A 14807-nucleotide genomic window follows, 5' to 3' on the forward strand; every position below is an offset into this window, starting at 1 on the left:
TATTTTTTTTGATGTTCAATTTGTGTTTGTTATAGAAAAATTATTGAATACAGCAAGCAAACAATAGTTTTGCAAAAATAATGAATTATTATTGTTTTTTCAGTATATTAATTTTAAAAATCCACTGGAGTTCCTCTGTAAAATATTTTATAAATTTGCAAATTCACGGAAACGAACATTATGAAACCCAGTCTGGCAAAAGGAACAAGAGATTTTTCGGCTACAGAAGTTAGTAGAAGACAATACATCATCAATACATTAAAAAATAATTTCGAAATTTTTGGTTTTCAACCTTTGGAAACGCCAAGTTTTGAAAATCTTTCTACACTCACAGGGAAGTACGGAGAAGAAGGAGATCGTTTGATCTTCAAAATTCTTAATTCTGGTGACTTTTTGGATAAAATTTCTGAGCAAGAACTCATGGCCAAAAATTCCAAATCTATTACACCAAAAATTTCGGAAAAAGCCCTTCGATACGACCTTACCGTACCGTTTGCACGGTATGTAGCCATGAATCAGAACAACCTGGTTTTTCCTTTTAAAAGGTACCAAATCCAACCGGTTTGGCGTGCAGATCGCCCTCAGAAAGGAAGATACAGAGAGTTTTACCAATGCGATGCCGATGTGGTAGGTAGCGAAAGCCTTTGGCTGGAAGTAGATTTGGTACAGTTGTATATTAAATCGTTCCAAGATTTGGGAATTCCTGTTGCTTTGCACCTTAACAATAGAAAGGTGTTGTCCGGTTTGGCGGAGTTCGCCGGTATTGCAGATCAACTTATTGATTTTACTGTGGCGTTAGACAAGTTGGACAAAATTGGAAAAGAAGGGGTTGTGAAGGAATTGATTGAAAAAAACATTCCTCAATCTGCCATTGAAAAGCTTGATTTTCTTTTCCATCAATCCGATGATGCTTTGCAAAATTTAACCTTACTGAAAGAAAAATTTCAGGGCATAGAAGTGGGACAAAAAGGAGTGGAAGAGTTGGAATTCGTTATCAATCAATCTTTGGCTCTGGGAATTAATTCAGATGTTTTAAAATTTGATATCACCCTGGCTAGAGGTTTGGATTATTACACCGGAGCAATTTTCGAAGTGAAAGCTCAATCCGTACAAATGGGATCTATAGGCGGTGGCGGTAGATACGACAACCTGACGGAAGTATTCGGAGTGAAAAACATACCGGGAATTGGGATTTCTTTCGGACTGGACAGGATCTATCTCGTGATGGAAGAATTGGGGCTTTTTCCAGAAACATCGGCTTCAAAAATAGAATATTTGTTTGCCAATTATGGCGAGAAAGAAGCCTTGGCCTCCTTGAAAATTATTGCAAAACTGAGACAAAAAGGGATTAAAGCCGAGCTGTACTCAGAATCCGGAAAGATGAAAAAATTCTTCGCTTACAGCGAAAAAAGAGGAGTAGAGAATTTGGTGTTCTACGGAGAAAGCGAAATAGAAAACCAAACCATCACCATCAAAAATCAGGAAAGTGGAGAGCAAGTGAACATTCCGTTGTCCGAATTTTTAAGCTGAAAACAATAGAAATAACAAAAAATACCGTCCAAAATGGGCGGTATTTTCTGTAAAAAAACTATATGAATGTAAAACTAAAGTCTTTGTTGTCTAAGGATTTACCTTATCTTTATTTTGAAGGTCGTTCAATTTTTCTTGAGCCTGCGATGCAAGATCTTCAGCCTTCTCTTTCAAGTCATTCCCGAATTTATTCAGGTTGTCTTTCGCAGAGTTCAACTTGTCTTTTATCGCTTGTTGCTCTTCAGGAGTAGATTTTTTATATTTCCAAAATGCTAAAGCTCCTAGGCCCAATAATGCCAATAATCCTTTTGTTTTGTTTCCCATGATTTAATGTTTTAATTGTTTTATATCCACTACAATGTAAAATCTGTGCCAAAAAAACAATTGAAACCATAAACTTATGTTAAATTTTTCTTAACAGCATCACAATTCTTCCTCGTTTCACCACCCGTCCAGCTGTCCACTCTATCTTTTGCTTCCCGCCCACATCCCAAGGCGCAGCAAAAGGATGCCGTTCCCATCTGGGCTATAACATCTGGGTTTGCATCGTTTCACACTTGCCCAGCATGGCACTTTTTGCATTAACTCATTCATTTATAATAAATTTAAAAAAAATACGGATACTTTTTCAGAAATTTGTACTTTTGCAACCGAAAATTTACCTATGCAAAACATTAGAAATATTGCGATTATTGCGCATGTCGATCACGGAAAAACAACCTTGGTTGATAAAATTATCCATGCAACCAGCATTTTCAGAGAGAATCAGGAAAGTGGAGAACTGATTATGGACAACAACGATTTGGAAAGAGAAAGAGGTATTACCATCCTTTCCAAAAACATTTCCGTAACCTACAAAGACACCAAAATCAATGTTATCGACACTCCTGGTCACGCCGATTTCGGTGGAGAAGTAGAGAGAGTTTTGAAAATGGCGGATGGGGTAATCCTTTTGGTGGATGCTTTTGAAGGACCAATGCCACAGACCCGTTTCGTTTTGCACAAGGCATTGCAATTGGGACTAAAGCCGATTGTCGTTATTAACAAAGTGGACAAAGAAAACTGCCGTCCGGACGAAGTTCATGATAAAGTTTTCGACCTTTTCTTTGCTTTAGATGCTACCGAAGAACAGTTGGATTTCCCAACTTTCTACGGATCTTCTAAACAAGGTTGGTTCAATACCAGTCTAGAGCCTACAGATAGCATCTTGCCACTATTGGACGGTGTTCTACAATATGTTCCGGAACCAAAAGTGGAAGAAGGAACTTTGCAAATGCAAATTACTTCTTTGGATTTCTCTTCTTTCTTAGGAAGAATCGCAATCGGAAAAGTAACCCGAGGTACATTGAAAGAATCTCAATGGATTGGACTTGCACAAGAAGAAGGTAAAATCGTAAAAGGAAAAGTTAAAGAACTATATGTTTTTGAAGGACTTGGAAAGAAAAAAGTAACCGAAGTTGGGGCAGGAGATATCTGTGCTGTCGTTGGTTTTGATGCTTTCCAAATTGGAGATTCTTTTGTAGATCTAGAAAATCCAGAACCTTTGCCAAGAACAGCCATTGATGAGCCTACGCTGAACATGACTTTCTCCATCAACAACTCTCCTTTCTTTGGGAAAGATGGTAAATATGTTACCTCTAACCACCTGAAAGAAAGATTGACCAAAGAATTGGAAAAAAATCTTGCACTAAGAGTTCAGCAAACAGACGATGCCAATACTTTCTTGGTGTTCGGTAGAGGTATTCTTCACTTGTCGGTTTTAATTGAAACCATGAGAAGAGAAGGGTACGAAATGACCATCGGTCAGCCACAAGTAATCCTAAAAGAGGTGGATGGCGTAAGCTGCGAACCTTATGAATCTTTGGTGGTAGATGTTCCGGAAGAGTTTGCTTCCAGAGTTATCGATTTGGCAACTCAAAGAAAAGGAGATCTGCACATCATGGAAACCAAAGGAGAAATGCAACACATGGAGTTCGAAATTCCTTCAAGAGGTCTGATCGGTCTTCGTTCTCAAATGCTTACAGCAACTGCAGGAGAAGCCATCATGGCTCATAGATTCACGGAATACAAACCGTTCAAAGGAGCAATTCCTGGTAGAAACAACGGGGTGTTGGTGAGCAAAGGAACCGGACCGGCTACGGAATATTCCATCAATAAATTGCAAGACAGAGGCAAGTTCTTCGTAGATCCGGGAGAGGAAATCTACACCGGAATGATTATCGGTGAGCAAAACAAACCTGGAGATTTGGTTGTGAATATTGTTGAAGCTAAACAATTGAATAACATGAGAGCTGCAGGTAAAGATAAAGATACAGGAGTGGCACCAAAAATCTTGTTCTCACTGGAAGAATGTATGGAGTACATCCAAGGTGACGAAGCCATCGAGGTGACGCCTAACTTTATCCGTATGCGTAAAAAAATCTTATCCGAAGAGGATAGAAAAAGAGCAGAAAGAATGTTGAAAGACTAATTTCTCCTCCAATACTAATTTTAAAACCGAATGCCCAAAGCGTTCGGTTTTATTTTTTTTAGATGTATAAAAATCCCTAATTTTGGAACTTGAAAAATGGGAAATTCAACTAACAATAAAAAAGCAGAAAAAGACAAGACTTGGACTATTGTCAAACGGTTGTTTGTCATCGGGATGAAATTCAGATCTTGGTTTGTCTTTACACTATTCGTATCCATACTCTTGGCGGTCGTTTCTACCTACAGACCTATTCTGACCAAAGAAGTGGTGGATGTTGCCATTATCAAATTAGGAAGTAGGGAAGAGTTGATGCATCAGGTGTACATTTTGGTAGCACTTGTTTTTGCTGAAAGTTTTCTCAATTTTTTCTTGGTTTATTTTTCCAATTTTATTTCACAGAATGTCATCCGGGATATTCGGGAAAGGCTGTATCATAAATTGCTGTATTTCCGAACCTCCTTTTTTGATAAAACACCCATTGGACAGTTGGTGACCCGTGCCGTGGGCGATGTAGAAACCATTGCCACCGTTTATACCGACGGTTTTCTGATGGTCTTTGGAGATGTTCTTCGTGTTGGTATGGTCATTTTTGCGATGTTTCAAACGGATTTTCATCTCAGTTTGATCACTTTGGCAATCCTTCCCATCATGCTGTGGAGCACCCGGTTTTTTCAAAAAAAATTAAAAAAAGCCTTTGGCGAAGAAAGGGCTTGGGTAGCCAATCAAAATTCTTTTGTGCAAGAGCGATTGGCAGGCATGTCTTTGATACAGGTTTTTAACAGACAACAGGCCGAGTTCGAAAAGTTTGACCAAATCAACATTACTCTGAAAGCCGCATTGCTGAAGACTGTATTTGTGTTTTCATTGTTTTTTCCGGTGGTCGAGCTTATTTCCTCGGTTTTTTTAGGATTGATACTTTTTTATGCCGGATTTATCGAGGTTACTCCCGGGACTATTGTTGCCTTTGTTACATTTATTTCCATGCTTATTCGTCCTTTGCGACAGATTGCAGACCGATTCAACAACATACAAAGAGGGATTGTTGGTGCCGAAAGGGTGTTGGGTATTATGGATGAAAAAATGACCACGGAAAATGACGGTGATTTTGTGAAAAATCATTTCGATGGGAAAATTGAGTTTCAAAATGTTCATTTTTCTTATGATGAAAAACAGGAGGTGCTCAAGGGAATCGATTTTCTTGTTAACCCTGGAGAAACGGTAGCAATAGTTGGCGCAACCGGGGCAGGGAAGTCCACCATTATTTCTTTGGTCACTCGTTTGTACGAAATCAATTCCGGTAAGATTTTTATTGATGATGTCTTGTTGGAGGATTATGAATTGCATAACCTGAGGCGACATATTGGTGTGGTCTTGCAAGATGTCTTTCTTTTCCACGGCAGTATTTTCGAGAATTTGACTTTTGGAAATAAAGAGATTACCCTAAACCAAGTTCGACAGGCAGCTCAAGAAATAGAGATTGATGATTTTATAATGTCGCTTCCCGGAGGCTATGATTTTGTGGTGAGCGAGAGAGGCGCGTCCATGTCTTTGGGGCAAAGGCAGTTGTTGTCATTCCTTCGGGCGTATCTTTCCAAACCTCAAATATTAATTTTAGACGAGGCTACTTCGTCCATTGATCCGGAAAGCGAAATGCTCATACAAAAGGCAACAGAGAAAATTACAAAAGAGAGAACATCAATCGTTATTGCGCACCGACTTTCTACCGTAGAAAAAGCGGATAAGATCATTGTCATGGAAAAAGGTGAGATTGTGGAGGAAGGTGTACATGAAGAATTGTTGGAGAAAAATGGGTATTATGCCAAATTGTATAAAGTGCAATCGAAAGGGAAAATGTAACAATCGTGGGAAATAGCAATCATAAAATGAACGCAATATTATGGAGGTAAATATTCAGTCGGAATTTCAAGACTTTAAAAATGAACTTAAAAAATTAGGAATAGAAGTCCAAAAAATTGTAAAAGTTGGAAATGGGAGCATGGATTTTCATGAGGTCTTTTACAAATCCCCAAAGTACGATGAGGTAAAATCTGTTTTTGTACAAAGACATGGATTAGATGAACTTCTGAAAAAATTCAAAGAACAGTACAATTAGTTTTTAAGAATTTAATTTCAATGCAGATATAAAAAAATGTAATGTGTTTAAAATCAAAACATTAACCACATAGGCGCATAGTTATTTGTATTATATATGCTTTGAAAGTTTCATAGACCACCTTAGGTGGTATAGTTTTGTTGAGCGATATGTTTCACCAAAGGTGTAAACTATACAAAACGAATAAATAATATAAAAGCTATACACTTATGTGATTTAAAATCAGTCATTTGTGTTTTTGTTGTGTGCTAAAGAATTTAATATAAAAAACCTTGGTTATCTTATGACAACCAAGGTTTTTTTGTGAAAAGCATTTTTAAATTCAGATTTTGTAAAAGTATTTTTTTTAAATAGATACTCACAGATTCAGAAAAGTCCCGTAGGGACGGAGCTGTTAATAGAAAATGAGTGTGTGTGTAAGTTAAGCTCTGTAGGAGCGACCTCATTTTAATGCTGAACTCTTTAACAGGTCGCTCCTACGGAGCTTTCCAAAATCAACCTATCCATGCCTTTGCTCCTTCGGAGCTAAAACTAGCACTAAAAACCTTCTCAATGTGTCTCGTTTTAAGAATAAAGTGACGGAGATTTTCGTCCGTTCGAGTAGGATTTTTATGAAGTGAAACGAGATAAAAAATCTGTATCGAGAACGGTTAAACCAAAACTTCTCGATACGCATGGCTAAAGCTTTGTTGAACGGATTTGAAACTGAGAATTTATGATGTTGAATTTAATTTTCACAAAATCAATGTGTTAAAAATAGTTAAATGTTTATTTTGTTTCGTGAAAAACTTGCATAATTTTAATTTTAATTTTAGACATTAATAATAAAAATCATAATCATGAGAAGAAAAATTCTTTTTGCTTTTGCAGTATCAACATTCTTATTTTCGTGTCAAACCGAACAAAAAGTTTACAAACGAAAAACGATTTACAAATAACTTCCGGCGGAACAGATTACACATTTCTTCAAGTTTATTAATTTTTAAATTTAATATTATGAATAAATCAATTGTTACACTATTCTTTTTGTTGTTTATAAAAATGTTTCAAGCTCAAGGGAATTTTCCGTACATGCAACAATGGGGGACTTTCGTAGGTGGGGTTGGTACAAACTTATCCGATTTCCATAACAATAATGGGTTATTACTGGATTCTCAAAATAATATTTATTTAAGTGGTATTACCACTTACAATAGCCAGCTTCCCAACTCATACTATAACCAATTTATTATGGGTGGTGGGGTGGTAAACAATACCTCATCAGATCTCATTCTAGATTATATGGCAAAGTTTACTGTAATTGGCCTTATGACTTATGGCTCTTATACTTCAACCGGGATACAATTAAGCTTGGCTACGGAAAAAATAATTGGGATAGATCATTTGGACAATAAATATATTGTGAATAGTCGTCCGGGTACAGTACCTAACCTTGCTACTCCCGGTGCTTGGCTTATGCAACCACCACCACCAGATGCTACTGATCCTTTTACCTATACTCTAAGCAAATACAGTCCATCGGGTAATTTGCTTTGGACTACTTATACCCCCTTCAGCAATACATAATTTTTCATTGGATGAAAATAATAATTCTTTTTTTTCGTTTCCTGTAAAACAAGAGATCGTTGGCTTTTCAACAGCGGGAACATTTCAACCTAATTTTGTTGCACAATCTAATAATTTATTAAGTTCGGGGATAATAAAATTTTCGCCAATGGGACAGAAAATTTGGGCAACTTATTGTCTAGCAAGTGTAAGCTTATTATCATACCATAATGGAGCATTGTATTTTGCAACGGGTTACGATGCCAACGCTCCATGGGCTCCTACTACTGCCGGAACTTTTCAGCCCACAGCTCCTGCAGATACTATTATTATGAAATGGGATGCCAATACCGGACAAAGAGTTTGGAGTACTTTTTATGGCACTTACAATGTTTTTGATCTCATGGGTGTTTATGGCCTAAAAGCTACCGATAGTGGCTTGTATATTAGCGGCAGCAGTGGCAATGCTAGTTACCCCACCTATTACGCAACACCAGGAGCACATAAAACACAATTGGCCGGAGAAGAAGACCTTTTCCTTAGCAAATTCGATATGCAAACAGGACGAAGGATATGGAGTACCTATTTTGGTAGTGATGGTTACGATACCATTATGGGGAGCCAAAATATTGATGTATGGGGAGAAAGGATTGTAATAACCGGTAACCAATTTGGAGCTAATGGAAATATTGCTACCCCGGGAGCTTTTCTTACTACTCCACAGAGTACCGCTCCTCATTTGTCCAATAAATTTTTTGCTGAATTTGAAGCAGAGGGCGGTAGTTTGGTTTGGGCCTCATATTTCGGTGGGGTAACAAGTGGAGCTTCTCCGGAAGAAATAAATCCAAAGTTTTTAAACGATGGCACTCTTCTACTCTGGGGAGATACAAGTTCTATGACCGGTGTTACCACGGCAAATGGGTATTTTCCAACAAAAATTCTGTCTAGCGAAACAATAGGTTTCCTTACTCGTTTTGCATTTAATAACATGGCTACCCAAGAATCCAATGCTTCACAAGATTTACAATTGTACGACAATCCCAATAATGGTAATTTTAGTCTTGTAGGTAACGCTCTTGCCCAGAAAAATCTACAATTAAAATTGTATGATGCTTCGGGTAGATTGGTAATAACAAGAAAATTAAACAATGAGAAAAAACAATCTTTTGAGTTTCAATATCTTTTGAGCAAAGGGAATTATATCATAGAAGTCTCCCGAAATAAAACTACCCTAAAAACCTTTAAAATGATTGTAAAATAGAAAACAAAATTCTATACTTATAAAAAAAACCTTGGTTATCTTATGACAACCAAGGTTTTTTGTGAAAAGCATTTTTAAATTCAGATTTTGTAAAAGTATTTTTTTTAAATAGATACTCACAGATTCAGAAAAGTCCCGTAGGGACGGAGCTGTTAATAGAAAATGAGTGTGTGTAAGTTAAGCTCCGTAGGAGCGACCTCGTTTTAATGCTGAACTCTTTAATAGGTCGCTCCTACGGAGCTTTCCAAAATCAACCTATCCATGCCCTATTAACAGTTTGCTCCTTCGGAGCTAAACTAGCACTAAAAACCTTCTCAATGTGTCTCGTTTTAAGAACAAAGTGACGGAGATTTTCGTCAGTTCGAGTAGGATTTTTATGAAATGAAACGAAATAAAAAATCTATATCGAGAACGGTTAAACCAAAACTTTTCGATACACTTCGCTAAAGCTTTGTTGAACGGATTTGAAGCTGAGAATTTATGATGTTGAATTTAATTTTCACAAAATCAATGTGTTAAAAATAGTTAAATGTTTGTTTTGTTTCGTGAAAAACTTGCATAATTTTAATTTTAATTTTAGACATTAAACAAGTTCTATTTAAAAAAATGAAAATAAATAAAATAATCATATTCCTGTTTTTTATCTCTTTTGGGATAAAAGCTCAAGTGTTTGATAGGGTTTGGGGTACTTATTTAGGCCCTGCTGGTACTAATTTAGCATCTTCTCTTGGTTATTGGGACAATAGTTTTGATGCTGATGAAAATTTATGTTTATTAGGTCTTGTTTCAACTGAAAACAACTATAATATAGCGTATTATAATCAATTTGTAACATCTGGACCTAGTTATGATACCAGCCAAAATTCTAATTTTTTCATGACTAAAATTAGCCCAACAGGTAGTATAATAGGGTCTAATTATGACAGTCCATTGGTGTATTCCTATCCCAATATGTCGTATGATACTTTGGGTAATCGATATGAGTTTTTGTTTAATAATGCTGGAAATACCGGTAATGCTACATCGGGAACTTGGATGCCATCTACTATTGCGAATGAAAACAAGTATATGCTTTTAAAATATTCCACTAACTCTATTATGCAGTGGAAAACATATCTGCCACACTCGGAAGGTGTAGTAAATATAACGCATGATTCAACAGGTAATACCTATATTTCTGGTGATACCAAACAGCAAAGTAATTTTACCACTCCTAATGTTTTCAGAGAAAATTTTGAAATTCTTTATAATGGAAATCAATTATTGCCCAATAATTATATTGTCAAACTGGATCCTAACGGTGTTTTAATTTGGGCTACTTATTTTCCGACAGCTATTTATAAATTACAATATTATAATGGAGCTCTTTATGTTTTAGGTAGTTCGGATGATAATCAAAACGCCTCTGTTCTGGCTACAACCGGTGCTTTCGAAACACAAAAAGCTCAAGCGAGCATTACTAAATTAGATGCCAATACAGGAAATAGACTGTGGGGGACTTATTATGGATTGTCGTATTCACAAGGTAGTCAGTTTACAAGTGATTTGAAGGTAAATGCTTCGGGTATTTATGTGTTGGGTGATGTTTCAAGCTATACGAATGCAACAAATTCTTATTTTGGTACTATAGAAAGTCATCAGCCTGTAGAATCGGGAAATTACGATTTATATTTATCAAAATTTAATCATTCGGGCAATAGATTATGGAGTACTTATTTTGGTAGTCCTGGTGGTGAAATGTCTTCTTTCGCATCATCGCCAATGGCTTTGGTGGGGGATAATGTGGTGATTACATTGTTGCAATATCAAAATGTTGGGACTGCTAATCTTGCAACACCAGGTGCATTTGTGAGTACCATGCCTACTACTACCTATTTCAATGGTGGGACTAATATGATGTTTGCCGAATTCACAGAAGACGGTGTTTTGTCTTGGGCTTCATACTATGGTGGTGCTAATAATAATGATAATCAAGTGAATAACCCGTCTATTAATGTGGCGTCTCCAAATGCGAATACATTTTATTTGTTTGGCAATGTTTCAGCCGATACGGGATTTACAACGCCTGGTGCAGCCCAAACCGCAAAATTACCAAATATGCGAACGGGTTTTGTTGCAAGATTTGACAAAAAATCCCAAATGGGAACTACAGAAACGGAGCAAGACAATTCTCTTGTCTTGTACGACAATCCCAATAACGGAAATTTTAGTCTTGTAGGTAACGCTCTTGCCCAGAAAAATCTACAATTAAAATTGTACGATGCTTCGGGTAGATTGGTAATAACAAGAAAATTAAACAATGAGAAAAAACAATCTTTTGAGTTTCAAAATCTTTTGAGCAAAGGGAATTATATCATAGAAGTCTCCCGAAATAAAACTACCCTAAAAACCTTTAAAATGATTGTAAAATAGAAAACAAAATTCTATACTTATAAAAAAAACCTTGGTTATCTTATGACAACCAAGGTTTTTTTGTGAAAAGCATTTTTAAAATTCAGATTTTGTAAAAGTAATTTTTTAAAATTGATACTCACAGATTCAGAAAAGTCCCGTAGGGACGGAGCTGTTAATAGAAAATGAGTGTGTATGGAAATTAAGCTCCGTAGGAGCGACCTCATTTTAATGCTGAACTCTTTAATAGGTCGCTCCTACGGAGCTTTCCACAATCAACCTATCCATGCCCTATTAACAGTTTGCTCCTTCGGAGCTAAATCTAGCACTAAAAACTTTCTCAATGTGTCTCGTTTTAAGAACAAAGTGACGGAGATTTTCGTCCGTTCGCTTACTGCTTTTAGCCTACTGCTCATAGCCAACAGTTTAGGTTTATTTTCCAAGATATGCAGAATACATCCAAACTTCTTTTTCTTGTTCGGTAATGTAACCACTCATCAAAGAGTTGGTGCCTTCGTCACCAATTTTGTCGCTGAGATCCAATAATTCTCTTTGCAGTTCGATAACCGTTTGGAAAGAGTCTAAGATATTTTCCACACATTTTGTTCCATCGCTTACTTCTTTGCTTTCTTTTATGGAAGATGCTTTCAGGTAGTCGCTGTAGTTGTGGTTGGGTGTTGCACCAAGAGTGAGGATTCTTTCTGCAATTTCATCAATTTTCAGAACCAAGCTGTTGTATAGTTCTTCAAATTTTGGATGCAGGGTGAAGAATTGCTCTCCCTTTATGTTCCAATGTGCCCCTCTTGTGTTTTGGTAAAATATAGAATAGTTTGCCAAAAGGACATTTAGTTTTTCGGACATTTTTGCACAGTCTTCCTTTTTCAAGCCAATGATGTTGGATTTTTTCATTTTTATATATTTGTAAGTTAATTTCTTAAATAAGAATTGATTGCTGAAATCGTTTATTATTTTGTAAAATTAAGACTTATAAATCTGTATAAATAATTTTTCAGGATGACTTTTTTTATCTTTTGATTAGATGAAATCAATTGTTATTTATATCATCAATCAATATTTCAATTTCAATAGATGTTTAAATATAAAGTTTTAGCGTTTTTTATCGTGGTCGTTTACTTTTTTCAGTCTCTTTTTCTGCCTTATGGTGGGATAGGAGCGGACGGTCTTTCTTACTTTGGGATGGCTTCGGATTTTCCAAAATTAAAAACCAATCTTTTCCCTTTGATTTATCCTGCTTTGTTGAGGTTTTTTTATGAAAGTTTGGGCGATTATTTTTGGGCGTATAAGGTCGTTAACTTTTTGATGGTTGTGGTGCTCCTTATATTTTCTTGGTTTCGGAAATTTTATTTTAAAGAAACGGTGTTGTTGTTCACCGGCAAATCCTTGTTTTTTGCTATGAACGGAGCCGTGTCCGAAAGTCTGTTCATTTTTATTTTTTACTTTTTACTTTATGTCGTTCATTCTTTTTTAAGTGAAAAATTAAAAGCTGCTTCGTTTGTTTTTTGGGCATCGTTGCTTGTGGTGTTGATGTTTGGCGTTCGTTATTCCGGGATTTTCATCTATATGTCTTTGGTTCTCTTTGGGTTTTGGCTGTGGTTAGAGCGGGTGAGGGTAGAGCAATTGCGCATCTATCTTGCTTTTCTACTTCTGTCGGGGTTGGGGATTTTTGCGTACTTGGGATTTAACCAAATGTATTTCGGAAGTTTTACAGGAGAGCATTTGCGAGGTGGTAGAGGTGAGTTTCAGTTTGTTTATCTCTTCAGGGATTTTCTCGGGATGACCAATGTTGTGGATCCTTTTATCGGGATAAAACCCGCATCCAATGGCTATTTGAGTTTGATGTTTCAGGTTGTTTTGATGCTTGTTGATGTTTTTCTGTTTTTCAAATTCGTAAAATGGTATCGATCAAATAAAATTAATTTTAAAGGAAGTTTTCCTAAATTATTATGGATTGTGACGATCGTTTATACTGTTGGCTTATTTGTCTCCGGATTGTTTCAGCAAATCGAAGAGATGAATGTCAGGATGTTGGCAATCGCTAATTTTGCTTTCTTTTTCTCTGCTTTGGTGTTGTATTTTCAAGTTCAAAAAAAAGATCAGCTTGTTTTCAGAATCTCGTTTTTCTTTTTTCTTTTTTTAACCGCTTACAACTGGAAAGATGCAGGAAGTTTTCTAGATTACAAATCGCAAATGGTGCCACAATTGTCTCGTTTTAAACATAAAAAATATTTGTACAATAACGAGAAATCCATGGTGACCACAACTGTTTACGAAGTCCCAATCATTAATAAAGAAGTGAAATACCAACATACCAATAAACAAATTGGAGAACTAAAGCAAACGGTTATTGGGGCCATCAACCCGCAAATAAAATGGCTGAAGTACGATACCGTAAGGGATAAATCCCAGGTTTTGTACACTTCTCAATTGAAGCTGAAGAATTAGTTGAGGATTAAAATATTTCGTAATTCCGTGATTTACTGAAAAATATTTATAATAATTGTTTGCGTGTCAAAAATTAATTGTACTTTTGCACCCTAAATTTATATAAAGCAATCAAATGCCTACTATTCAACAATTAGTAAGAAAAGGAAGAGCCACACTTGCCAAGAAGAGCAAATCGGCTGCACTTGATTCCTGTCCACAAAGACGAGGAGTATGTACAAGAGTATATACAACCACTCCTAAGAAACCGAACTCTGCACTTAGAAAAGTTGCAAGGGTAAGACTTTCTAACGGAAAAGAAGTCAACGCTTATATCCCGGGCGAAGGACACAATCTTCAAGAGCACTCGATAGTATTGGTAAGAGGCGGAAGGGTGAAAGACCTACCGGGAGTTAGATATCACATTGTTCGTGGTGCTTTGGATACCGCAGGAGTGAACGGAAGAACTCAAAGAAGATCTAAGTACGGTGCTAAGAGACCAAAACCAGGTCAAGTAGCTGCACCTGCAAAAGGTAAGAAAAAGTAATCATTAAATTTTAAGAAACGAAACAATGAGAAAGACAAAAGCTAAAAAAAGACCTTTGTTACCGGATCCGAAATTTAATGATCAATTGGTAACAAGATTTGTAAATAACTTGATGTTGGATGGTAAAAAATCCATCGCTTTTAAGATTTTCTACGATGCATTGGATGTTGTAGAAGCTAAAAAAGGAGAGACTGAAAAGACTTCTCTTGAAATTTGGAAGGATGCTCTTACCAATGTAATGCCTCATGTAGAAGTGCGTTCTAGAAGAGTAGGTGGTGCTAACTACCAAATCCCAATGCCAATCAGAGCGGATAGAAAAATCTCTATGGCTATGAAATGGTTAATTAAATATGCCAAATTGAGAAACGATAAGTCCATGGCGTCTAAGCTTTCTGCTGAGATCATCGCTGCTTCTAGAGAAGAAGGTGCTGCTTTCAAAAAGAAATCCGATACCCACAAAATGGCTGAAGCTAACAAAGCATTCTCTCACTTTAAATTCTAATCTGAA

12 protein-coding genes are annotated in these 14807 nt (G+C 36.4%); 10 read left to right on the forward strand and 2 right to left on the reverse strand.

Annotated features, from left to right (window positions below; genetic code table 11):
• Positions 1 to 180 precede the first annotated feature (180 nt).
• A complete protein-coding gene (gene hisS / locus EIY84_RS05370; protein WP_124640957.1) occupies positions 181 to 1530 on the forward strand; it encodes a histidine--tRNA ligase in 1350 nt (449 codons plus the stop codon).
• Between the two features lie 90 nt (positions 1531 to 1620).
• Here the strand turns inward: hisS and EIY84_RS05375 are convergent, their stop codons facing one another.
• A complete protein-coding gene (locus EIY84_RS05375; RefSeq protein WP_124640959.1) occupies positions 1621 to 1854 on the reverse strand; it encodes a YtxH domain-containing protein in 234 nt (77 codons plus the stop codon).
• A gap of 340 nt (positions 1855 to 2194) precedes the next feature.
• On the opposite strand from EIY84_RS05375, the gene typA reads away from it, so the two are divergent.
• The 6 genes from typA (at position 2195) to EIY84_RS05405 (ending at position 11331) form a co-directional block, all read left to right on the forward strand.
• Entirely contained in the window at positions 2195 to 4000 is a 1806-nt protein-coding gene (typA, locus tag EIY84_RS05380; RefSeq protein WP_124640961.1) for a translational GTPase TypA, read from the forward strand.
• A gap of 96 nt (positions 4001 to 4096) precedes the next feature.
• A complete protein-coding gene (locus tag EIY84_RS05385) occupies positions 4097 to 5857 on the forward strand; it encodes an ABC transporter ATP-binding protein (protein ID WP_124640964.1) in 1761 nt (586 codons plus the stop codon).
• A 40-nt stretch (positions 5858 to 5897) separates the two neighbouring features.
• Positions 5898 to 6113: a hypothetical protein gene (locus tag EIY84_RS05390; protein WP_124640966.1), complete on the forward strand. Its 216-nt coding sequence runs from the start codon at positions 5898 to 5900 to the stop codon at positions 6111 to 6113.
• A 996-nt stretch (positions 6114 to 7109) separates the two neighbouring features.
• Positions 7110 to 7679, forward strand: a complete 570-nt coding sequence (locus EIY84_RS05395) for a hypothetical protein (RefSeq protein ID WP_124640968.1) — start codon at positions 7110 to 7112, stop codon at positions 7677 to 7679.
• 148 nt (positions 7680 to 7827) lie between these two features.
• Positions 7828 to 8919 (forward strand): T9SS type A sorting domain-containing protein, encoded by a 1092-nt coding sequence (locus EIY84_RS05400; RefSeq protein WP_124640970.1) that lies wholly within the window; start codon positions 7828 to 7830, stop codon positions 8917 to 8919.
• A gap of 606 nt (positions 8920 to 9525) precedes the next feature.
• The gene (locus EIY84_RS05405) at positions 9526 to 11331 is read left to right on the forward strand and encodes a T9SS type A sorting domain-containing protein (protein WP_124640972.1); all 1806 of its coding nucleotides are present in this window, start codon (positions 9526 to 9528) and stop codon (positions 11329 to 11331) included.
• Between the two features lie 411 nt (positions 11332 to 11742).
• On the opposite strand, the gene EIY84_RS05410 is transcribed toward EIY84_RS05405, so the two are convergent.
• Positions 11743 to 12219 carry a Dps family protein gene (locus tag EIY84_RS05410; protein ID WP_124640974.1) on the reverse strand — a complete coding sequence of 159 codons (477 nt, stop codon included), beginning with the start codon at positions 12217 to 12219 and terminating at the stop codon, positions 11743 to 11745.
• Between the two features lie 180 nt (positions 12220 to 12399).
• Here EIY84_RS05410 and EIY84_RS05415 point away from each other — a divergent pair, with 180 nt between their 5' ends.
• The 3 genes from EIY84_RS05415 to rpsG all read left to right on the forward strand — a co-directional run bounded on the left by EIY84_RS05415 (position 12400) and on the right by rpsG (position 14801).
• Entirely contained in the window at positions 12400 to 13773 is a 1374-nt protein-coding gene (locus tag EIY84_RS05415; protein WP_124640976.1) for a hypothetical protein, read from the forward strand.
• A gap of 115 nt (positions 13774 to 13888) precedes the next feature.
• On the forward strand, positions 13889 to 14299 hold the full coding sequence (gene rpsL, locus EIY84_RS05420; RefSeq protein WP_124640978.1) for a 30S ribosomal protein S12: 411 nt from the start codon (positions 13889 to 13891) through the stop codon (positions 14297 to 14299).
• A 25-nt stretch (positions 14300 to 14324) separates the two neighbouring features.
• Positions 14325 to 14801, forward strand: coding sequence for a 30S ribosomal protein S7 (rpsG, locus tag EIY84_RS05425; protein ID WP_124640980.1), 477 nt, complete (start codon positions 14325 to 14327; stop codon positions 14799 to 14801).
• Positions 14802 to 14807: the final 6 nt, after the last annotated feature.

Origin of the sequence: Amniculibacterium aquaticum, from assembly GCF_003852705.1 — a bacterium.
Taxonomy (GTDB): Bacteria; Bacteroidota; Bacteroidia; order Flavobacteriales; family Weeksellaceae; genus Amniculibacterium; species Amniculibacterium aquaticum.